Below are 20,793 nucleotides of genomic sequence, written 5' to 3' on the forward strand. Positions count from 1 at the left end.
ACGACACCTGATTCAATTCTTTTGAAACTTTATACGCATAGCATGCCATTCAAAATACGTAATGAAAACTATTTAGCATATTTACGATATGATATAATGACGAACACATTGATAAACACTAGTACCAGACAAATACATATAAAAATATCCCACGAATAAAATATATTTTTTTGTTCAGATATGTACCCATTTAACGGGAGTAACGCCATCGTTATAATGGATTCGATAGTATAAAATGAAGAAACAAATGAAGACCTTATACTGTTATTTTTTACTAAATCTCTATGCATAAATACATTTAATTTAACACTCGCAATCGTAAACAGAACGATATGAATCATAAAGAAAACAATTGAATAACGATCAAAAGTCACCATCCATATCACAATCATGTCTAAACATATATAGAATATTATTTCTTTAAGCCCTTCAAATATTTTAGGGATTTTTGGAATTAAAAAATTAGTTAACATTCCAATGACTGAAATGCCGATCCATAAATAAGCAATATGATGTTTAAATACCACCTGCCATTGATTGGAAGGCCCGATATCTAGAATTGTAGGTACAACTAATATGATCAATATTAATATTAAAGATTGATCTCCTTTAAATATCGATAAAAGTTGCTTGAAATTGTCATACCACAACGTTTCCACTTTCCTAATCCCATTATTTAGATTTTCGACCTCCGTCATCGCTCTACTTTCTGGCAAGATTAAATAAATTAGAAATGATAACCCTAAAAAATAACACGCACTTAATATAACCGGTAATGTGGCATTCAATTTAAATAAAAACTCTGCACTAATGAACCCCACGATTAAGGAAAATAAAGAACCGAACAATGCTACGCTAGAAAATACACGTTCTAAGTTTATATTATTTTTCTCCGTTAATTGATTCATATACCAACTTCCTAAACTCCCAGACAACATCGCTTCAGCAACGCCTGTAATCGCACCTGAAAGAATCAATAAATAAAAGTTATCAATCACCATCAGAATTAAACCGCATGCTCTCAAGATACAACTGTATATCACGATTTTTTTCTGACCTATCGTATCCGCTAAAATCCCAGTCGGTAATTCACAAATTGCTGCAGCACCCCAAAATACAGATAAATATATTCCAGCTTCAGTAAAGCTATAACCTAAATTAATTATAAAAATGTATATAATGGGTGAAAAAAGCGCAATTCCTGACAAAATTGATGTATTAAAGACCACAAATAAATGATTTAGTTTAGCATTATTCATCGTTTTTTATACCCTCATCATTACGTGATACTTTATATTCTTTACCTTCGTTATCTCTAGTTAATAAGGAGTAATCTACCAAATAGCGCCTTAATAACACATAGTCGTCATAAAAGGATTGCAGTACAGCGTTTATCTCCTTTTCACTATAGTTTTTTTCACTTTCAAATTCAGCAGCAATTATTTCCATTAATGCTTTTTTATCTTTTTCTTTTCTAGGTATCGTATGAATTTTATGATCTTTCATAAATCTTTTTTTAACATCACTCATGTTTTTCCCTCCAATATCCCTGCTCCAAAAATATGTAATGATATGCTACTGTTTATCACATCACATGAAATATCTATCCTTTTGCTACCCACCAAAATATTATGGCTGATACAACCTTGGCTAAACTTCTGAATATTTTATTTGAAATTTCTGAAATTATTTCATATATCAATAGTACTATTACTAAGAAAACATTGTTTGTAATGATTATTTTCTTTAAAATATAAATAATACACATTTCAACCCATTAAATATACAATTATATAAAATATATGCAACAGCTAATCGATTTGTCAAGCCCCTCTAAACGCTTTTTGAATCATTGTAACATCCGGTTTATACTCAGTTCACTATATCTGTTATTTTATCTTCTATCAGTCATTTATCACGTTGGGTAAGATTGTATTTCTTACACAAATAGTCATAAATACGATAAGCCTATACATGATTTCAACTCGTCATGTACAGGCTTATCGAATCTTGAATCATTCGGTGAAATCCATTAAATAAAATCCACACATTTTCAATTATCTATCATTATTAGTAGAAAACAAAAGAGATACCGGTTTATTGATGTATTTATTAATTCATTCTTCTCAACTGTGACGCTAAGATACATAATATCAGCAAACTTAATAACTGCTTGCGACAAGCTTTTGAATCTGCAATCGATCAGGGGCTTATTAAAGTCAATCCTACAAAAAACGCAAAACCATTAGGATTTAAAGCGTCTCAAGTTGTGGATGAAAAATTTATGACTTTAGAAGAATTAAAATTATTGTTAAAACATGTGAAAGGTAAAAAACACCTCTCTTACTTATGTATTTTTATCCTCATTATCACAGGATCACGCTTTAGACCGGTTCGTGAATTACGATATGAACATCTTGATTTAGAAAATAGTACCATCTTATAAACGTCAAGATAAATATGTACAATTTTGCTTAAATAAGCATGTACAGTTTTATTCTTTTTCTGAAGGGAAATGGTTTTTTAGTCTATAAGACTTTCCAACGATAGATACGATTGAGGCATGATGCAATACGCGGTCTAAAATTGCGTTCGCTATCTTCGTATCTTGGAATACCTCATCCCATGCTTTAAAATTAATATTCGTGGTAAGTATCGTGCTTTTCTTTTCATATCGACGATCAATAACTTGAAAAAACAACTTTGCGTCTTCAACATCAATCGGTAAATATCCAATTTCATCAATAATTAAAAGCTTATATTTACTATAATGTTTAAGCCTAGTTTCAAGCCTCCCTTCATTGTGAGCCTTACGTAAATTCTCAATCAACTGCTGGCATTTTATAAAGTAGGTGCTGTTTCTTTTTTTAGCAGCAGCTACGCCTAAGGCGGTTGCGAGGTGGGTTTTACCCACCCCACTAGGACCTAGAAAAACGATGTTTTCTTTGTTTTCAATAAATCTTAAAGACATAAAATCCTTGATTTGCTGTGGGTTAATACTCGGTTGAAACTCAAAATCAAAGCTATTCAGCTCCTTTTGAAATGGAAACCCCGCCACCTTGAATCGTCTACACTTAATTGGACAAATTCTATGAGAATAGATATTGTTAAATTAAGAAAGTAGGCGATTATATTATGACAAGAGAAAGAAGAACATTTAGTTCAGAGTTTAAGTTACAAATGGTTAGATTATATGAAAATGGTAAACCTAGGAATGAAATTGTACGCGAGTATGATTTAACACCTTCGGCATTAGGAAAATGGATAAAACAACATCAAAACACCGGTTCATTTAATCATCAAGATAACTTATCAGATGATGAAAAAGAGCTGATTAAATTACGCAAAGAAGTTCAACATTTAAAAATGGAGAATGATATTTTAAAGCAAGCAGCGCTGATCATGGGACGAAAATAGAAATCATTCAAAAGAATGCGCATCAATATTCAGTATCAGCAATGTGTAAAGTCCTGAAAATACCAAGAAGCACTTACTATGAATCAATAAAAAGAAATACTCAAAGCCAAAAAGATGATGATTTAGAATTAGAAAAAATTATTATAGATACGTTTAATTCGAATAGAAAAAGCTTTGGTACAAGACGAATTAAGAATAAATTAAACGACAAAGGTCTCACTGTATCCAGACGAAAGATTGGTCGTATCATGAAAAAATATAATCTAGTTTCTGTTTATACGAAAGCTAAATATAAAAATCATCCAAAAGAAACAAATGAAAAACTAATTAAAAACCATTTAAATCGCACTTTTAATAGAGAACAACCAATGGATGCATTGGTAAGTGATTTAACCTATGTAAAAGTAGCAGATAGATGGCATTATATATGTTTATTTATTGATCTCTTCAATAGAGAAATCGTTGGTTACAGTGCAGGTAAAAATAAGGATGCAAATTTAGTGGTGAAAGCAATTAGTAAAATTAATCATAACCTAAAACAAATCGCACTATTTCATACAGATAGAGGTAAAGAATTTGATAACAAATTGATAGATGAAGTATTAAAGACTTTTGAAATCGAACGTTCATTAAGTACTAAAGGTTGTCCTTATGATAACGCAGTTGCAGAAGCAACGATGAAAGCACTAAAAACCGAATTTGTAAAACAGATGAAATTTGAAAACCTAGAACAGTTAGAGACAGAATTATTTGATTATGTAAATTGGTACAACAATTTTAGACCACATTCTTCATTACAGTATTTAACACCAGTGGCGTTTAAAGATCTACACATGAAAAGTGTCTAGGAAACTGTTGACATTCCACCTTAACCATAGATTGAATCATATTTTTTTCTCTTATATCCACTTCATAGTTCGTCAGCTTAATCAAAGCATCTATAATAGAACCATCGTTCCTAATATTAAAATCTACAACTTCATCCAGATGTAATATCATTTGTTTCATTTTCAGATACTCTAAATTATCTAGAAGCTGTCTATAGTTAGAATTCGTTTTCATCATTCATACATCTCTCCAATGGCTTTTAAATTTTCTTTCGCTAAATCGTCAATGTCTGGATAATATGGAGATGATAATTGTAGTGCTTCAATATAATGTTCTTCTTTATAATTCAACTTGGCGTTACTTATAGAGTGGCACGCTATCAGCTTCATGTTATAATATACATGTAGTTCATGATTGAATACCTGTAATTGCACGCGCTTTCTGGCATATTCAGATGGTACTGAATATTGATTGCCTTGGTACGTAATCATATTGGAAGCGTTAACTTTTACATGTTGTCCAATTATTCTATAGGAGTCTCTTACTTTTTCCGTAGGAAGTGGAAGTAAGTGGCTCTTTTCTTTTTCTAATTCAATAATCGGTATTTTTCCCGTACCCTGATGTAGTTGATAATTCACTCTTTGATTCAGTTTTGAGATATATGCATGAAGCTCAGACAAATTAAATTTGTCTTGATAGGCATGGATTTCATCAAGTAGTTTCATAGAAGCTTCCACTTTACCCTTTGTCATAGCTCTCCCTGCTATACACGGTCGTATTTTTGTTCCCATATCATGCGCGAATTGTTCGAATCGACGATTGATTTGTCCTTTACTGAATCTTGTACGGGGCTGATCCATCACTGCTTTCATATTATCTGTGAGTAGTTCTTTAGGCACCCCGCCAATCATTTCAAATGACTGGGTTAAAAAAGACTTCAGTATTTCTTGTGATTTTGTGGTTGAAATATTAAAAATTCGAAATCTAGAGTAAGACAGGATTAACATGGCGATATGAACTTCAATGACATTGCCGTCTTTCAATCTAAATTTGATGTTTTCTTTCCAGTCCACTTGTGCTTGAGTGCCTGGTGCCGTTTCGTAACGTGCCATGCTTTTAAGCGTTTTAATTTTAGCCCCCGTTTTAAAATAATCATTAAATGTTTTGTGCTTCGATATATAACTTCTAAAAAGTGATTGAGAACAATCTAAGCCATGATTATCTTTGAGATACTGCCATAATACTCTTTTATAATAAAAGGTTTGTGGGCTTTCTTCTGATAAAAGTAGTTGGATTACATTGTAATATTTATCAACTTTTGAAGTTCTTTTTCGAGAACTTGACGGTGTGTAACCTTTTAAGTATTTGTCGATTGTTCGTCTATCTTTACCAAGATCCCGAGCTAACTTGCTTTTATTGATTTTCATTTTTGCACTCTCCATCATTTCTTTCAGCTTTGGTAAGTCTGAAAGGCTTGTGATTTTAATTTCTGTATCTATTTTGACTGTATAGTTCATAATTTCACCTCAATCAAATTATGATTAAAACAGTCGTTTTTGTACATACTTATTCAAGCGAGAGTGTACATTTTTAAATTAGCATTTATACCATCTTTCTTGATGATAGAAAGAATAAGTACTCTCAACGTAAAATCAAAGTTCCGCTTGATGACTTGAAGTACATCTCCGAAATACTTGAAGCGCATCCCAAAAATCAAAATGGTTACATATTCCATAACAAAGTCAATTTTATATCTTATAAAGCAGTTAATGATGTACTAAAAAATTTCTGCATCAAAAATAAGTTACAGCATTATACGCTTAAATCATTAAGACATACACATTGTAGCTACTTGCTGGCACAAGGTATGACAATACAATATATTTCTAAAAGGCTTGGTCATGCAGACATACATACAACGCTTACCATTTACTCACATTTATTGAAAGAATATGAAGATGCTGAGGATGAATCGCTCATCCACCATCTTAAAGGACTAGCTGACAGTTAAATTTAATTGCTTTAAATTATATATTATGTTAAATTAAATATGTATTCATACAAATCATGCCAACTTATTATTCCTCTACAATACTAATTCTGTATTGTAGAGTCTTTTTTATTTCAGTTTATGAAAAAAACACGCTGAGATTATCATTCTCATGCATCAAAAATTACTTTTACATATAAAGGTACATGTCAATGCACCAGAATGTTTGTTGTAGTAAGCTGTTTGCAATTGATTAATCTTATATATTAGACAAAATGATGCTCATGTGTTAATTTATAAATAGAAAAGGCAACACACATGAAGTGCATTGCCTTGGTGAGACCGTTAAAAAGACGGTGGACCTTTTTAATAGTTTTTAAATAACCATCAAACCATCCCAAGTTAGTGATGGTTATTTTTTTGATTTATTATTGATTGAGAGCACTAAATGTATGATGGATACAGTCAATGAACTGAACCCTATCATAATCATTAGTGCATCTGCAATGCTAATCATTAAGGCTTCTCCTTTCTAAAGATTTTGTTGATGCGCTCATAGACATCACCTCACTTTATACTAAGATAGCCACCATCTATCTAACTTTCTCACAACTTCATTTTATAGTGACTCCAATATTTTGTCTAGATATATTAAATTTTAAACAGGTAAATATATCACTTTAAATCACTTAAATTAATACTTGATTTTAGTCTAAAAGTTAGTTTATAATCAAAAGTATAAATATTAATTATATTTTAGACTTAAAGAGGTGAGTTGATTTAAGTGATTATTGGATACGCTCGAGTGAGTACAGTTGGTCAAAATTTAGAAAATCAAATAGCAGAATTAAAAAATAATGGTGCGGAAAAAATATTTTTAGAGAAGGTAACGGCTACTAGCACTAAACAAAGGACAGAATTAAAAGCAATGATTGAACACGTGAGAGCAGGTGATATTGTTATTGTTACTAAGATTGATAGATTGGCAAGGTCAATCAGTGATTTAAATAGGATTGTTAGTAGTCTAAATGATAAAGAAGTATCAGTAAGATTTTTAAAGGAAAATATGACGTTTGAAGCGGATAGCAACAATTCACTTAACACGCTTTTGTTCAATATTTTAGGTTCATTTGCACAGTTTGAACGTGATTTAATAGTCGAGCGTACATCAGAGGGGCGAGAACGCGCAAAAGCAAATGGTAAAAAGTTTGGTCGTAAGCCAAGCAGCACAAAAAAAGAGATTGAAAAGGCAATTGAGTTGTATCAAAAAAGAAATGAAAATGGGTTAAGTGTTGGGGATATATTGAAGACAACAGGAGTCAAAAAGAGTACGTTTTATTATGAGTTGAAAAAATTGTGATTGTAAAATCATCGACACTTTGTTAACATAAAAATTAAATAGTGTGTAAAATAGCATAAAAAGTTATTAGAAATTTAGTGTAAATTTACTCGCCTGAAAAGTGCGTAGGCGCCAAAAGCGTCTCGAGGGTTCGAATCCCTTGCTCTCCGTAAGTGAGCCGAAAAAGTTGGCTCTTTGTCAACGTCGGTTGGTGAAGAAATATCGTACTAAGTGGCAATTTTTTGTTGCTTAGTACGTTTTTTATATTCACTCACGTATAACCTCGAAATAATTAAAATCCTATTTCTAAAGTTATAAAAATTTCTATAACCATAAGAGACACGCTTAATAAGCTTTTTTTTATTGTTAATACCTTCAATTGGACCATTGGTCAAATGAGGATTTTGAATCGTATTTGAAATATAAGGTATATATTTTATGAGTGTGTTAATAACACGTTTGAGTCCATTTGAAATATTTAAACTCTTCGAACGTTGTAACGCTTCCTCTAATTGTTCAATGTTATTTGATCTTAGAGTTTCTAGAATATGATGTCGCTTCATACGTTAACTGGAATTCTTCATCAAAAGTTAACAAGAATCGTACTAAGCTATACTGACTATGCCATGTATTAAAAAGTCTGAACGAGTGATAATGGACTCTGTCTAATTCAATTGGAGATTTTAATAAAAGCTTCTAATACCGTTTTAATTTATTGTACTTGGGTTTTTCTCTAGTCTTAAAACTATTCATTGTTTTAACGCGACTGTGATTGATTTCACGGTTAACCGCTTGAACAATATGAAAACGGTCTAAGATAATATCTGCATTGGGAAATAATAATGATTGAATTAGCGACATGTATGGTGGATACATATCAATAGAAACACTTTTAACTCCTTCACGCTGCTTTCTTGAGAATCTTAAAAAGTATTCTTCCAACTTGAACTTACGTCGATCTGGTAAGATATCAATAATATCATGCGTGATACTATCACAGTATATAAAGCTCATAGAGCTGTCGACATCATTAGTTGACTTAAATTCATCAAAGGATAAATGTTGGGGCAATATATCACTAGGTTGTGTTTTTACTGCTTCCCCTAGGTCTTTCAAATACCGATGAACAGTTGAAGGTGAAACTAAAACACTATTCGCTATATCTTTTTCAGATATGACAGTGGCAAGCTTTCTCGTCACCATTAGTTTTACGTCATTAGAAATTGTACAACGCGGTTCTATATATGGTGTTTTAGCCGTAAAAGTTTGACCACAAGCTTTACAATAGAAGCGTTGCTTTTTTAACACAAGATAACTAGGCCTTTCAAGAATAAGCCCCATATACACTCTTGTACTGCGAAAGCCATTTTTAATAACTGTGTGTTGCTCATTCTTGATACCACAACACTCACAACCTTTAGGTTGATAAGTTAAAACCCCTTTATAAAACAATGATTGAACGTTCTTGAAGGTTTGAATACCTAAACATTCAGTGATTTTTAAATTTGATACTTTTATTCCAATCATTTCTGATATATCATTATACATAGGCACGAATATCTCTCCTTAATTTGTTGGTTTCATCACTTACAATTATAGAGATATTTGTGCTATTTTTTGTATTTAAAACAAAAATAACGGCCAGTGATCAACTCACCAACCGTTAAAAGTATAGAACCTTAAAAGTATAGAACCTAAAAAAGTTCATTCTACACACCTAAAAATAAATAGTAGTGTAGCATGAACTTAATTGAACCTTACGGAGAGCAAGGGATTCGAACCCTCGAGACGCTTTTGGCGCCTACACACTTTCCAGGCGTGCTCCTTCGGCCAACTCGGACAACTCTCCAAAATATAAAATTAAAAAATCAGAAGCGATATTTCACTTCTGATTATATGACCCCTACGGGACTCGAACCCGTGTTACCGCCGTGAAAGGGCGGTGTCTTAACCGCTTGACCAAGGGGCCATGGCTCCACAGGTAGGACTCGAACCTACGACCGATCGGTTAACAGCCGATAGCTCTACCACTGAGCTACTGTGGAATAAAAATGGAGCGGGTGATGGGAATCGAACCCACAACATCAGCTTGGAAGGCTGAGGTTTTACCACTAAACTACACCCGCAAAACAAACGATATAGGCGGTTGATGGGAATCGAACCCACGAATGTCGGAACCACAATCCGATGCGTTAACCACTTCGCCACAACCGCCGTGATTTAAGAAGTGGTTCAGGACGGAATCGAACCGCCGACACAAGGATTTTCAGTCCTTTGCTCTACCGACTGAGCTACTGAACCATTTTAAGAATGGCGGTCCCGACGGGAATCGAACCCGCGATCTCCTGCGTGACAGGCAGGCGTGTTAAACCGCTCCACTACGGGACCACTTATAAAAATTGCGGGAGGCGGATTTGAACCACCGACCTTCGGGTTATGAGCCCGACGAGCTACCGAACTGCTCCATCCCGCGATAATATTATTTGTAAATCACTTACTTAACCATCATAACAATTTATCAATCTAATGTCAACAATTTTTTAAAATTATTAAAATAAATGTTATGAATTAAAAATTCTAAGTGACTCCTACGGGACTCGAACCCGTGTTACCGCCGTGAAAGGGCGGTGTCTTAACCGCTTGACCAAGGAGCCAAAACATTAAATCTTCAAATGACTTTTTCAGTATATATTTAACAAAAGAAAAGGTCAATAACTTCCAAATAAAAATAAGTGTAAATTAGTTACTTTGAAGTAAAAAAATACCTAAAGTGTCTGAATGACTTGTTAAAAATTATGGTTCCCCTATTCCATTATTTACTATGTAAAAAATATCGCTTTTAATAACATACATAACTCCTATTACTAAACCTATCACATACAATATTATGATAAATAACACCTTTATACATCAACCCTTCACTACACATAATTCGTAATAAACACCATTTTTAAATTACTGTAGCGAGATAAATTGTTTTCTCCCAATTCTAAAATAAATAAAAAAGCGATGGAAGAATCTATCATTAGTAGACACCTTCTATCGCTTATCCGAATACATTTTAACTATGTTATTATACATTTACCTTACAAAACATCATTTATTCAACATAATCACTTATGAGATGATCGAAGGTATCAAACATCTAAGCAAGAATAATCTCCAAATGTTTAGTAATTTGGGATTTGTGCTATTTTTATATCTTCATAAAGTGCTTCTAACTCATATTTTGCTTCTGACATTAAAGTGTAATTGTTGCTTCTTAATGCAACTTTAGCTTTATAGCCTGCCTTTTTAATTGTTCTCTTATAATATAATTCTAGACTTCCTGTTGCTAATTCAAAACTATTTAGGTCATTCACTAATAATTGAAGTTCTTCTTTTAACTTCGCATTATAATATGTATTCGCATCTGAATACGTTGCTGCTTCTACTTTTTGAGTTGGAAGTGTACTTACGAATGATGTAGCCATAATTGTTGCTAAACTGCTTGTTACAATAAATTTTTTGATATTCATTTTATTTCTCCTTCAATCACGTCATATGAAAAAATCATACAATAAAATTAGAAATAATAAAATAAACAAATTATTAAAAATTAATCATCCAGTTAATAGATCGTGTTATATGTAAATAGGATTATTTACGATCTATTAATCAATATTGTGAAAATCTCTTTTATATAGACGTTTTTGTATTGCAACAATAGTTAACAATGCTTAATTTTTTATTAATTACTTAATTATTTATTTTTAATACGTTCATTTCAGACAATACGAATACAATTAAGAAGGTATCAAAGCATTGTGTTAGTTTAAAAGCGGCGCTATTTTTAACATCTCCCTATTACGACAATAATAGCAATTTCAATAATTATCTATATTCAAACCCTGCTCATACAACTTAGTCTATAACGTATAAAGTAGCTTTTTGTAATTAAATCGCAGTGATTTTCTTATAAATGCACGATTAAAGAGTCACTCAGGATAGAAAACAATGCTTTCCATTAATGTAAATTGCCTGCACTTTATAGGGAATATTCGGTGTTGCTCGATATCGTTCGATAAGGATATAATCGAATTTAATTCATTGTCAATAAAGATGACATACGACTAATGAATCTTCGTAGTAAAATGCATACTATTCCCCTACCATATCAAAGCATCATTTACTTTTACCGATCAACTTTTAAGTTATGATTCTAATCCATATGCAGCAAAAAAAGACTCTCAAGGTGAAAGGAGTACCTTGAGAGTAAATGGAATCTTAAACATGATTAGGAGAATACAAACTCATATGTAGAATTGTACTCTACATCCATATTATATTTAGGTTAACCTAAAATATCAAGCCAAGACCCTCTTATTTATGAATTTGTCATAAATTAATCAAAATACTTTAATATTTTATTTTTTAAAAACATAAAAGAGTCATAGCCTTCTTCCTTACAAAAATGGCCACCTTCATTTTGTAAGTAGAACTTCGCATCTAGAGCATCGCATAATTCAGCAGTCAATGTGTATGGGACAATCTCGTCTGTTTTTGAAGCAATACCAAATTTTTTAATGATTTTGGATTTTAGTTTTTCATAATCAATAGATTGTTCAACAAATTCATCTAAAATATCCAAACCTTCAAGTTTATCTTTAAAACCAGAGACTATGGCTAATCCTCCTACTTTGTTCACATCTAAATCGTTTAAATATTTCAAAGTCGTAATCACACCTAGACTATGTGCGACAAAAATGGTATTATCATCTACTTTATGAACGGATTCTCGCATATAATCAAGCCATTCATTGATATTTGGCTGATTCGGATGCGGTAAATTAAGTACGTCTACATCATGACCTTCAAGCTCAAGTGTCCGTTTTAACCATGGGAACCAATGACTGTTCGCGTCCGCTTGAAAACCATGTACAATATATAATTTTGTCATCCTACATCCCCCTCCTTTTCCCCATATCATCATTAATTCTATCATACCATACTTAAGTAAAATAAATTTAAAAATAAACATTTTATAAAAGGCAAATTAATAGGTCACTACTTCGTCAAGCCATCATTCAACTGTCCCTATTACTTCGTCAACTCTTTTCAACTGATATTCCAAAATCATTTAATTGATACTGTCGAAAAGGCGAACAACGAATGCTCAAACTTTTTTAAACGCAGGCTATACGTTTTAACATTGATACATCTATTCAGATTGTATATTTTCACATATCGTATTGTTATTAAAAGTAAATATTAAAAAAGCTGCGATGTTTCCCCATCGGCAGCTTTTTATGATTACATTTAAGTTAACCGTTTAAGTAATTGTTTTACAGCGTTCTGCGCTTGACTGATACAATCCGGTAACCCTACCGCTTCAAATGGTGCACCAGTAATTTGTAAATGCGGATAATGATCAATAATGTGCTGTTGAATTTCTTTTATTTGAGCAATATGCCCTACATGATACTGTGGACTCGCATGTGGCATTTTATTCACAATCGTCCATTCAGGCTCACCATGGAAAGTCATCATAAGTTGCAATTCTTTTTTGGCAATGTTGATAAGTGCTTCATCCGTTTTTTCATTTACAATATTGTCACCTTGTTTTCCTATATACGCACGTATTAAAACTTTACCTTCAGGTGTTGTATGTGGCCATTTTTTCGTCGTCCACGTACATGCAGTGATAGATGTTCCGCTTGTTCTTGCTATCACAAATCCAGTGCCATTATACGTGTTTTCAATGTCCTTCTCATCAAATGCAAAAACAATAGTGGCCACTGATGAAGCTTCAAGTTGATGAAAATAGTCGAACATCGGATCTCCTTTGAACCATTCTCTAAACACTTGATGTGGTGTCGCAACAATAACGCCATCATAAAACGTACGTGTCGTATCATCACATACGACGTGATACCCTTTTTGTGTTCCTACTAATTCAGATACAGGCTTTTCATATTGAAAAACAACATGCTGTGCTTTCAACCAGGATTCTAACTGATCAATAAAACTGTTTAATCCATTTCTAAACTGTTTGAATTGACCTTGAGCACCTTGTTGCTGATGTTGTGTTTGTTGTGCTCTTAATTTTTTTACATGTTGCATTCCTTTAATGATACTGCCATGTTCTTCTTCCAATGTCTTAAAATTCGGAAACGTACTCATCAAACTCAGCTCATCAATATCCGTCCCATAAATACCACTTAATAAAGGTTCAATTAAGTTTTCAAGCACTTCATCGCCTAGGCGCTTTCTGAAAAACTCACCGACAGCCATGTCATCATTCGTCATTGTTATCGGCTTTAACGTTAAATCTCTAAGCGCACGCAATTTCCCTTTAAATGAAATTAATTTTGTAGTCATAAATGGTTTCGTATCAGTTGGTATGCCTAATATGGCACCACCTGGAATGGGATACAACGTATGATTGGCAAAAATGTATGATTGTCCCGTTTGATTTGTTACGATGTCTTCATCTTTTATCCCGATATCTTTCGCAACTTCTGTCATTATCGTTTTGCGGCCTAAATACGATTCGGGTCCAAGTTCAACGGTATAACCCTCTCGTTGAATCGTTTTTATTTTACCTCCTGGACGTGCAGTCGCTTCATAGATGGTCACTTCGATGTCGGGGTTTGTTTTTTTTATAAAATAGGCGCTAGCAAGACCTGTTATGCCTGCACCAATAATTGCAATTTTTGTCATTTGTCTCACGCTTTCGGAAAGATATTCATAATCTCATTGACAATTGCACCAATAAATAAAGGATGCGTATCAGGCATCGGTGGACGGTGGTACATTGCACCTATTTCATTACATACAACTTTACATTCATAATCGTTATCATACAGGACTTCCAAATGTTCTGCTACGAAGCCGACAGGTGTGTAAATAAAGTGTTGATATCCTTTTTCTTTCGCAAGTTCACGCGTTAAGTCTTGTACATCTGGCCCTAACCATGGCGTGCCCGTATTGCCTTCTGATTGCCAACCGACTGCAACATGTTCAATTAATGATTGGGCTTTAATTAAGCGTGCTGTATCTTCTAATTCTTCTGGATAAGGGTCATGACTCTCTTTAATCATTTTCTCAGGCAAACTGTGCGCTGAAACAACAAGTACCGTTTGCTCATGCGCATCTTTCGGAATGTTTTCTAACGTTTCATTGACTCTCTTTGTCCAATAATCGATAAATTGTGGTTGTTGATAGTAATGTTCAACATGATGCAATTGAATTCCAAATTCCGCTGCTTTTTCTTGAGCACGACGATTGTATGATCCAATTGAAAAATTAGAAAAATGAGGTGCTAACACAACTGTTACTGCTTCCTTAATGCCGTCCTCATTCATTTGAGTCACTGTATCTTCAATAAAAGGGTGAATGTGTTTTAAACCAATATACAACTTAAATTCTACATCATCATATACTTCATTTAATGCGCTTGCAATGGCTTCTGCTTGACGTTCAGTCGTCCCAGCTAAAGGTGACAGTCCCCCAATTGCTTCATAGCGTGAAATTAAATCATTCAACTCTTCTTCTGATGGCTTTCTACCATGTCTTATATCAGTATAATACGGTTCAATATCTTCCTTTTTGTAAGGTGTACCGTATGCCATCACCAATAATCCTATTTGTTTTTTCATCTTATAACCCGTCCTTTATATACTCGATTCTTCTTAATTAGCGTTTTGTATATTCATGTACAAATTGTGATACGCGTTTTAATGTTTCAGGTTTCACTTCAGGAAAAACACCATGCCCTAAATTAAAAATATGACGCCCATGCTGCATTCCTTGATCCAAAATAGGCTTTAATCGCGCTTCAATCACTTCCCACGGTGCTAACAAAAGACTTGGATCCAAATTACCTTGTAGCCCTTTGGTTACACCTTTTGCACGTGCCTCATTAATAGAAGTTCGCCAATCTAATCCTAAAACATCAATCGGCAATTGATTCCAAGATTCTATTAAGTGGCTCGCCCCAACCCCAAACATAATTACAGGTACATCAAAGGATTTGATACCCTTAATTAATCTCTCCATACATGGTTTGATAAAATAGTCATAATCTGCCCGATTCAATGCCCCTACCCATGAATCGAACACCTGGATTAATTGTGCGCCTGCTTGAACCTGCGCGCCAACATAATCAATAGACATTGCAGTCAGAACGTCCATCAATTTAAACCACGTCGCCTCGTCACTATACATTAAAGCTTTCGTATGGTTATAATTTTTTGACGGTCCACCTTCAATCATATAACTTGCAAGTGTGAACGGTGCCCCTGTAAAACCAATCAACGGAACATTTAATTTTTCTTGCGTCAACAGTTGAATCGTATCCAAAACATAAGGTACATCACGTTTCGGATCAATTTGACCCAATGCTTCTACATCGGACATTTTTCGAATTGGATTCGCGATAACAGGACCCACGCCTGATTTAATATCCACATCGACACCAATAGATTTTAAAGGGGTCATGATATCTTTATATAAAACTGCTGCATCTGTTGCGTATTGCTCTACAGGTAGCGCAGTGACATACGCACATAATTCCGGTTGATGTGTAATTTCGAAAAGCGAATATTTCTCTTTTAATTCACGATATTCTGGCTGAGAGCGCCCGGCTTGCCTCATAAACCAAACTGGCGTATGAGAAACCGCGTCTCCTCGAATTGCACGCAAAATCGTATCATTTATTGTCGTACTCATATATTCCTCCTTGAATATTGTCATTCTTCACTAATATATCACATCGCCTTCCCATTCCTGCATGTTCCGGCTCAAATGTCATAAAAATTTTAAATGTAAAAAATGATATCAGTTATCACCTATATATATCGTGGTTTGTATCATTATTTCTGATATGATACGATGGACATTCAATTCAATGAATGAAAAAAACTAAACTTTGATTCACATTCCTCTTAAAAGAATTTCTTAAAATTTAACGCCATATTTTTCTTACATTTTTAAGGATTTTATAGTGGTTATTTCCGGTAGAAAAACTTATAATAAATGAAATAAGGAGGAGAACACCATGAAATTTTATATCACATATGGGACGTACGGATATTTACACCAAATCCAACTTAACCATCCAACTCGTGATCTATTCATTTTTTCTGGGAATGAACAGTCTGTCATGATTGAGGAAACAGACAGCGAGACCATCTTCCAACAACCTAAAACGTTTCGAGTTTTAACACGTTTAGGTTCTATCAATAGTGAAGACTTCCACGCATTAATCTCTATTCCAACAACTGAAGATCATAAATATCAATTAGAAAAGAAACTTGAAAGTTATTTTCCTCGGTTAGAAGAAACGGATGGATTTAACAGTTATCGTTTATTAAAACCTGTTCAAAGTAATATTTACAAGGTCTTTTTCGGATTCTCATCACGAAAAGCTTACGAAGATTTCAAAAAATCCTCATCATTTCGTGAGCATTTTTCTAAAGAAGCTGTACGATCTCTCGCAGGTGCTTCAAGTGCACATGCCTCTTACTTAGAACAATATTTTTATCCAATTTCAGAAGATGAAAACTAAAAGCACAAAAACGGACTGATACGATATATACTCAGTCCATTTTTTGTGCTTCTTAATATTAATTTAATCTTTTAATAAATGCTCTTGATATTTCAATTTTTTAATTGTCGATCGCGTGGTGTAAAAACCGATGACGAAAAATAAAACAACTGCATAAAAATAGTTTGAATGTAAAATGATATAGACGATGCTAAGAAGCGTACCAATGATGTATACCATTTGCTGTAAAAACTTACGATAGCCTTCTATCACATATTCCTCAGAAACCGGCCAAACTTGTGGCCATAAACTATAGGCTTCTTGTGTGTAAAACTGCGACATTTGTAATACGATGAGATACATTGCTAAACTTCCCATAATCACATTGACGACAGGGTGGTGTAGCCAAATCATCAATCCCGCGATAATCACAATCAGTCGTATGGTCATATTCAGGGCGTCTTTCCCTCTTAAAAAGTTTCTTTTAAATAAGAATGGATACAATTTTGTTTGATCAAAAGGTCGAGGGGTTTTTAACAGAAAATCTAAATATCGACGACGTACTGCTTGTTCCTGTAATCCTTTTACATCTGTAAACATGTTCACAAATTTATAATAGTTCATTTGCTGTTGTTGTGCCTGTGCAATCATGAATACCCAAGGAAATAATTGAGTCCTATTCAAGCGTTTCAATAAAAGCCATAACAAAACAAGAGCGAATACGGCGACAAATGCCGATACATCCGATGCCGCTAAAATGACGTAATACCCACATAAGTGAAGTACAAATAATAAGAGCCAAATCGACCAATTTTCTAGTCCATAACGATACCATTCCCATTTCAGTAGCAAGCTTAAGAAAGGAAAAATCAGCGCTAAAATAACGACAATCATAAAATCTTTCATATGTTCTGGGTAGGCGGTATGCCATAACGGATAAAAAATAATTAACATCAAAATCTGTAGCGGCATTCTCGAAAAATAACTGTGGATAACACTTTTTTGAATGTATGCAGCCATTTTCTTTTCAAAAGGTAAAAGGAATAATCGATCGGCATCCTGCAATAACGTTTTTAAAGGGAAAATCGATGTCATTGAAAGGACAACAGACACGCACAATGCATAATTGATATTTGAAGGCATATGTTGTAGCCATTGGCCATATCCAAGTATAAAAGCACCTATTAGAACAACGAGAAACACTGAAAAATGTCCGTTAAAAATAAATTTATTATAATAATTTTTTTCCTTTCGATGTGCGCTTAAACGCTCGTGAAAAAGTTGTTGCGCTGTTTTCATATGGAATGCGCTCCTTTAGTCACATGAATGTATATGTCATCTAAGGTTGCATTAGTCATCCCTGTTTGTTCACGTAATGCGTTCAAATCTCCCATCGCTACAATTTCTCCATGATCGAGTATAATAAAACGGTCACAATAGCGTTCAGCAGTGGCCAGAATGTGGGTACTCATTAATACCGTACGCCCCTCTTCTTTTTTAGACGCCATCAAATCTAACATAGACTGAATACCGATAGGATCGAGACCTAAAAATGGTTCATCAATAATATACAAATCCGGTTCCACAATAAAGGCACAAATAATCATGACTTTTTGTTTCATCCCTTTTGAAAAATGGCTCGGAAAAATTTGCAATTGATCTTCTAAACGGAATGTTTTTAACAGCGGCGTCGCTCGCTTCATTGCGGTATCATAATCAATTCCATACGCCATTGCCGTCATTTCAATGTGTTCTTTCAATGTCAAGGCGTCATAAATCACTGGCGCCTCTGGAATATAAGACAATCGTTGGCGATATCCATCAATATCTTCTTTAATATTAATATTAGAGATTGTCATTTCACCTTCAGTAGGTGTAAGTAAACCTAACATATGCTTAATCGTTGTACTCTTACCTGCACCATTCAATCCGATAAGTCCGACAATCTCACCATCATACAGTTCAAAATTTATATTTTTAATGACAGGTTTTTTACCGTAACCACCTGTTAAATTTTTTATATGCACAGTCATTAACTTGCACCTCCATAACAGTCATTGTACCAAAAATAGCGTTCATAATGCTATTTAATACACATGCGATAAAATCGTTACATCGCCGAATGTACGTGCTATAATAAAACTAAATGAAGAAATGAGGGAATCCATATGACACAAACGATATTCTCAAAGATTATTGACGGTGATATTCCAAGTTTTAAAGTATATGAAAATGATTATGTCTATGCTTTTCTAGACATTTCTCAAGTTTCTAAAGGTCATACACTGTTAATTCCTAAAAAACCTTCTCCTAATATATATGAGACGGATGCTGAGACAATGAAACATATCGGAGAAGCATTGCCCATTGTTGCCAATGCAATAAAAGATACATTTCATCCAGATGGTTTAAACATTATTCAAAACAACGGAACATATGCCTCACAATCTGTGTTCCACATTCATTTCCATTTGATTCCACGTTACGAAAATGACATCGATGGATTTGGCTATCATTGGGAGACAAATGAGTCACGTATCAATGATGAGGAAAAAGCCAAGATTGCAGCACAAATCGCGGCGCATATCAAATAAGAGAATTCTGATTTGAACTGAATAATGTACTCGAATCAGGGTATATGTAATAGAAAACGATTCAAGGAGGAAAATCATGAAAATTGTTCGAATGACATTAGGTGTGATTGCTGGCGTCGCGACAGGATTAGGCGTCGCACTCATCGTAAAAGATGGACAAACGCGCATCGCAAACCCTAAAGCTGAAAGACCTAAAAGCGAATTAGAACATGAAATCGATACGATGAAAAATAGTATTGGTGACATCAAACAATACGTCGCACAAATTAAAAACGACGGCCAACGTTTTGCTGGATCTATTGGTGATGAAGTGAAAACGATGATTGGTGAATTCAAAGCCGATATCGATCCAAATATTAAACGTATTCAATCACATATCGAAAATTTACAAAATCGTGGCGAAGAAATTTCAAATTTTCCATCAAAAAACTAATTTTTTAGTGTTTGATTGAACATAATCCGATATAATACGAGTAAGCATGGTACAATACAGTATCATGCTTTTTTATAGTCTAAGAAAGGAGTGGTATGTATGAACACAAAGCGAGCGCAAATTGAGGGAATGCTTTATACACATAAAATTGCCATGTTATCAAAAGTCATATGGAAAAATGCGGAAAGTGACTGGCAAGGTTGGTTGAAAAGATCAGACATCACGATGAATGAACATCTCATTCTCCTTACACTTTATGCCTTTGAACGTGCAACGATATCCGATATTTCAAAATATGGCGTGATGCACGTATCAACAGCATTTAATTTTGCTAAACGTTTAGAGCAACAAGAATTGTTAAAACTCGAGAAAGATAAACATGACAAAAGAAACACGTATATTACGTTAACTGATAAGGGAAAGCAGTTAGTACTCGAAATTTTTGACCATTACGAAGAATCAAATAACAATATTTATAATGCGTCAAAAGAGTTTCAAAGAGAAATGTTCCATCTTCCTAGTTTTAGTGACGCACATTACCTCGTCTCTAAACTGCAAGGTAAAGACTTTATTAATGATGTGAATTCATGTCAAGAAAGTCTTCGCAAAAATTTACTTGACGAACATTAATTTCAGATAGATAATACGTTTATCACTGATAGC

Annotated in this window: 20 protein-coding genes, 9 tRNA genes and 2 pseudogenes; 8 read left to right on the plus strand and 23 right to left on the minus strand. The window is 33.8% G+C overall.

Annotated elements, in window-relative coordinates; genetic code table 11:
- Positions 1-68 precede the first annotated feature (68 nt).
- Positions 69-1,259 carry an MFS transporter gene (locus B5P37_RS01275; protein WP_085236361.1) on the minus strand — a complete coding sequence of 397 codons (1,191 nt, stop codon included), beginning with the start codon at positions 1,257-1,259 and terminating at the stop codon, positions 69-71.
- Positions 1,252-1,530: a DUF2087 domain-containing protein gene (locus B5P37_RS01280; RefSeq protein WP_085236363.1), complete on the minus strand. Its 279-nt coding sequence runs from the start codon at positions 1,528-1,530 to the stop codon at positions 1,252-1,254. Before B5P37_RS01280 ends, B5P37_RS01275 begins: the two co-directional genes overlap by 8 nt.
- Positions 1,531-2,173: 643 nt before the next feature.
- On the opposite strand from B5P37_RS01280, the gene B5P37_RS01285 reads away from it, so the two are divergent.
- Positions 2,174-2,446 (plus strand): hypothetical protein, encoded by a 273-nt coding sequence (locus tag B5P37_RS01285; protein ID WP_085236365.1) that lies wholly within the window; start codon positions 2,174-2,176, stop codon positions 2,444-2,446.
- 48 nt (positions 2,447-2,494) lie between these two features.
- Here the strand turns inward: B5P37_RS01285 and istB are convergent.
- Positions 2,495-3,061: pseudogene (gene istB, locus B5P37_RS01290) on the minus strand (IS21-like element helper ATPase IstB); the annotation flags it as partial.
- Between the two features lie 74 nt (positions 3,062-3,135).
- On the opposite strand from istB, the gene B5P37_RS01295 reads away from it, so the two are divergent.
- Positions 3,136-4,265 (plus strand): IS3 family transposase gene (locus B5P37_RS01295; protein WP_145951843.1). Its coding sequence is split into 2 segments (ribosomal slippage): positions 3,136-3,382 and positions 3,382-4,265, totalling 1,131 coding nucleotides; the frame shifts between segments, so codons are not numbered across the junction.
- Here the strand turns inward: B5P37_RS01295 and B5P37_RS11860 are convergent.
- Positions 4,237-4,482, minus strand: coding sequence for a hypothetical protein (locus B5P37_RS11860; protein WP_085236368.1), 246 nt, complete (start codon positions 4,480-4,482; stop codon positions 4,237-4,239). The two genes, B5P37_RS01295 and B5P37_RS11860, sit on opposite strands and share 29 nt — an antisense overlap.
- Positions 4,479-5,762, minus strand: coding sequence for an IS21 family transposase (gene istA, locus B5P37_RS01305; protein ID WP_085236371.1), 1,284 nt, complete (start codon positions 5,760-5,762; stop codon positions 4,479-4,481). The genes B5P37_RS11860 and istA overlap by 4 nt, the downstream gene beginning before the upstream one ends.
- Positions 5,763-5,917: 155 nt before the next feature.
- Here istA and B5P37_RS01310 point away from each other — a divergent pair, with 155 nt between their 5' ends.
- On the plus strand, positions 5,918-6,256 hold the full coding sequence (locus B5P37_RS01310) for a tyrosine-type recombinase/integrase (RefSeq protein WP_240622412.1): 339 nt from the start codon (positions 5,918-5,920) through the stop codon (positions 6,254-6,256).
- Between the two features lie 391 nt (positions 6,257-6,647).
- On the opposite strand, the gene B5P37_RS12300 is transcribed toward B5P37_RS01310, so the two are convergent.
- Entirely contained in the window at positions 6,648-6,752 is a 105-nt protein-coding gene (locus B5P37_RS12300; RefSeq protein WP_219620995.1) for a putative holin-like toxin, read from the minus strand.
- A 267-nt stretch (positions 6,753-7,019) separates the two neighbouring features.
- Between B5P37_RS12300 and B5P37_RS01315 the strand changes: the two genes are divergently transcribed.
- On the plus strand, positions 7,020-7,595 hold the full coding sequence (locus B5P37_RS01315) for a recombinase family protein (RefSeq protein WP_085236373.1): 576 nt from the start codon (positions 7,020-7,022) through the stop codon (positions 7,593-7,595).
- Between the two features lie 206 nt (positions 7,596-7,801).
- On the opposite strand, the pseudogene B5P37_RS12305 reads toward B5P37_RS01315, so the two are convergent.
- The 15 genes and pseudogenes from B5P37_RS12305 to hemE all read right to left on the minus strand — a co-directional run bounded on the left by B5P37_RS12305 (position 7,802) and on the right by hemE (position 16,286).
- Positions 7,802-9,122: pseudogene (locus B5P37_RS12305) on the minus strand (ISL3 family transposase).
- Positions 9,123-9,334: 212 nt separating this feature from the next.
- Positions 9,335-9,423 (minus strand) — tRNA-Ser (locus tag B5P37_RS01325).
- Positions 9,424-9,471: 48 nt separating this feature from the next.
- Positions 9,472-9,543 (minus strand) — tRNA-Glu (locus B5P37_RS01330).
- Between the two features lies 1 nt (position 9,544).
- Positions 9,545-9,619: transfer RNA gene (locus B5P37_RS01335), tRNA-Asn, on the minus strand.
- Positions 9,620-9,626: 7 nt separating this feature from the next.
- Positions 9,627-9,700: transfer RNA gene (locus B5P37_RS01340), tRNA-Gly, on the minus strand.
- Between the two features lie 15 nt (positions 9,701-9,715).
- Positions 9,716-9,788, minus strand: a tRNA-His gene (locus tag B5P37_RS01345).
- 14 nt (positions 9,789-9,802) lie between these two features.
- A tRNA-Phe gene (locus B5P37_RS01350) sits at positions 9,803-9,875 on the minus strand.
- A gap of 10 nt (positions 9,876-9,885) precedes the next feature.
- Positions 9,886-9,962, minus strand: a tRNA-Asp gene (locus B5P37_RS01355).
- An 11-nt stretch (positions 9,963-9,973) separates the two neighbouring features.
- Positions 9,974-10,047: transfer RNA gene (locus B5P37_RS01360), tRNA-Met, on the minus strand.
- A gap of 109 nt (positions 10,048-10,156) precedes the next feature.
- Positions 10,157-10,228 (minus strand) — tRNA-Glu (locus B5P37_RS01365).
- A gap of 516 nt (positions 10,229-10,744) precedes the next feature.
- On the minus strand, positions 10,745-11,047 hold the full coding sequence (locus B5P37_RS01370; protein ID WP_244898622.1) for a complement inhibitor SCIN family protein: 303 nt from the start codon (positions 11,045-11,047) through the stop codon (positions 10,745-10,747).
- Between the two features lie 911 nt (positions 11,048-11,958).
- Complete coding sequence (locus B5P37_RS01375) at positions 11,959-12,513, minus strand: RBBP9/YdeN family alpha/beta hydrolase (protein ID WP_085236378.1); 555 nt, start codon at positions 12,511-12,513, stop codon at positions 11,959-11,961.
- 359 nt (positions 12,514-12,872) lie between these two features.
- Positions 12,873-14,276, minus strand: a complete 1,404-nt coding sequence (gene hemY, locus B5P37_RS01380; protein WP_085236380.1) for a protoporphyrinogen oxidase — start codon at positions 14,274-14,276, stop codon at positions 12,873-12,875.
- A 5-nt stretch (positions 14,277-14,281) separates the two neighbouring features.
- The gene (gene hemH / locus B5P37_RS01385; RefSeq protein ID WP_085236382.1) at positions 14,282-15,214 is read right to left on the minus strand and encodes a ferrochelatase; all 933 of its coding nucleotides are present in this window, start codon (positions 15,212-15,214) and stop codon (positions 14,282-14,284) included.
- Between the two features lie 37 nt (positions 15,215-15,251).
- Complete coding sequence (gene hemE / locus B5P37_RS01390) at positions 15,252-16,286, minus strand: uroporphyrinogen decarboxylase (RefSeq protein ID WP_085236384.1); 1,035 nt, start codon at positions 16,284-16,286, stop codon at positions 15,252-15,254.
- 328 nt (positions 16,287-16,614) lie between these two features.
- Here hemE and B5P37_RS01395 point away from each other — a divergent pair, with 328 nt between their 5' ends.
- The gene (locus B5P37_RS01395) at positions 16,615-17,124 is read left to right on the plus strand and encodes a signal transduction protein TRAP (RefSeq protein ID WP_085236387.1); all 510 of its coding nucleotides are present in this window, start codon (positions 16,615-16,617) and stop codon (positions 17,122-17,124) included.
- 63 nt (positions 17,125-17,187) lie between these two features.
- Here the strand turns inward: B5P37_RS01395 and ecsB are convergent, their stop codons facing one another.
- Together ecsB and ecsA are read right to left on the minus strand one after the other, a co-directional pair.
- A complete protein-coding gene (gene ecsB, locus B5P37_RS01400) occupies positions 17,188-18,402 on the minus strand; it encodes an ABC transporter permease EcsB (protein WP_085236389.1) in 1,215 nt (404 codons plus the stop codon).
- A complete protein-coding gene (gene ecsA, locus B5P37_RS01405) occupies positions 18,399-19,136 on the minus strand; it encodes an ABC transporter ATP-binding protein EcsA (RefSeq protein ID WP_085236391.1) in 738 nt (245 codons plus the stop codon). The genes ecsB and ecsA overlap by 4 nt, the downstream gene beginning before the upstream one ends.
- A gap of 135 nt (positions 19,137-19,271) precedes the next feature.
- On the opposite strand from ecsA, the gene B5P37_RS01410 reads away from it, so the two are divergent.
- The 3 genes from B5P37_RS01410 to B5P37_RS01420 all read left to right on the plus strand — a co-directional run bounded on the left by B5P37_RS01410 (position 19,272) and on the right by B5P37_RS01420 (position 20,760).
- Positions 19,272-19,697: an HIT family protein gene (locus tag B5P37_RS01410; protein WP_085236393.1), complete on the plus strand. Its 426-nt coding sequence runs from the start codon at positions 19,272-19,274 to the stop codon at positions 19,695-19,697.
- A gap of 76 nt (positions 19,698-19,773) precedes the next feature.
- Positions 19,774-20,130 (plus strand): YtxH domain-containing protein, encoded by a 357-nt coding sequence (locus B5P37_RS01415; protein WP_085236395.1) that lies wholly within the window; start codon positions 19,774-19,776, stop codon positions 20,128-20,130.
- A gap of 99 nt (positions 20,131-20,229) precedes the next feature.
- Positions 20,230-20,760, plus strand: a complete 531-nt coding sequence (locus tag B5P37_RS01420) for an HTH-type transcriptional regulator Hpr (RefSeq protein WP_085236397.1) — start codon at positions 20,230-20,232, stop codon at positions 20,758-20,760.
- Positions 20,761-20,793 lie beyond the last annotated feature (33 nt).

This window comes from Staphylococcus lutrae (assembly GCF_002101335.1).
GTDB classification, from domain to species: domain Bacteria; phylum Bacillota; class Bacilli; order Staphylococcales; family Staphylococcaceae; genus Staphylococcus; species Staphylococcus lutrae.

Excerpts from the sequence above, each read along its gene's own strand:
- B5P37_RS01275 (WP_085236361.1), bottom strand. The coding sequence starts at position 1,259 with ATGAATAATGCTAAACTAAATCATTTATTTGTGGTCTTTAATACATCA.
- B5P37_RS01280 (WP_085236363.1), bottom strand. The coding sequence starts at position 1,530 with ATGAGTGATGTTAAAAAAAGATTTATGAAAGATCATAAAATTCATACG.
- B5P37_RS11860 (WP_085236368.1), bottom strand. The coding sequence starts at position 4,482 with ATGATGAAAACGAATTCTAACTATAGACAGCTTCTAGATAATTTAGAG.
- istA (WP_085236371.1), bottom strand. The coding sequence starts at position 5,762 with ATGAACTATACAGTCAAAATAGATACAGAAATTAAAATCACAAGCCTT.
- B5P37_RS12300 (WP_219620995.1), bottom strand. The coding sequence starts at position 6,752 with ATGATTAGCATTGCAGATGCACTAATGATTATGATAGGGTTCAGTTCA.
- B5P37_RS01370 (WP_244898622.1), bottom strand. The coding sequence starts at position 11,047 with ATGGCTACATCATTCGTAAGTACACTTCCAACTCAAAAAGTAGAAGCA.
- B5P37_RS01375 (WP_085236378.1), bottom strand. The coding sequence starts at position 12,513 with ATGACAAAATTATATATTGTACATGGTTTTCAAGCGGACGCGAACAGT.
- hemY (WP_085236380.1), bottom strand. The coding sequence starts at position 14,276 with ATGACAAAAATTGCAATTATTGGTGCAGGCATAACAGGTCTTGCTAGC.
- hemH (WP_085236382.1), bottom strand. The coding sequence starts at position 15,214 with ATGAAAAAACAAATAGGATTATTGGTGATGGCATACGGTACACCTTAC.
- hemE (WP_085236384.1), bottom strand. The coding sequence starts at position 16,286 with ATGAGTACGACAATAAATGATACGATTTTGCGTGCAATTCGAGGAGAC.
- B5P37_RS01395 (WP_085236387.1), top strand. The coding sequence starts at position 16,615 with ATGAAATTTTATATCACATATGGGACGTACGGATATTTACACCAAATC.
- ecsB (WP_085236389.1), bottom strand. The coding sequence starts at position 18,402 with ATGAAAACAGCGCAACAACTTTTTCACGAGCGTTTAAGCGCACATCGA.
- ecsA (WP_085236391.1), bottom strand. The coding sequence starts at position 19,136 with ATGACTGTGCATATAAAAAATTTAACAGGTGGTTACGGTAAAAAACCT.
- B5P37_RS01410 (WP_085236393.1), top strand. The coding sequence starts at position 19,272 with ATGACACAAACGATATTCTCAAAGATTATTGACGGTGATATTCCAAGT.
- B5P37_RS01415 (WP_085236395.1), top strand. The coding sequence starts at position 19,774 with ATGAAAATTGTTCGAATGACATTAGGTGTGATTGCTGGCGTCGCGACA.
- B5P37_RS01420 (WP_085236397.1), top strand. The coding sequence starts at position 20,230 with ATGAACACAAAGCGAGCGCAAATTGAGGGAATGCTTTATACACATAAA.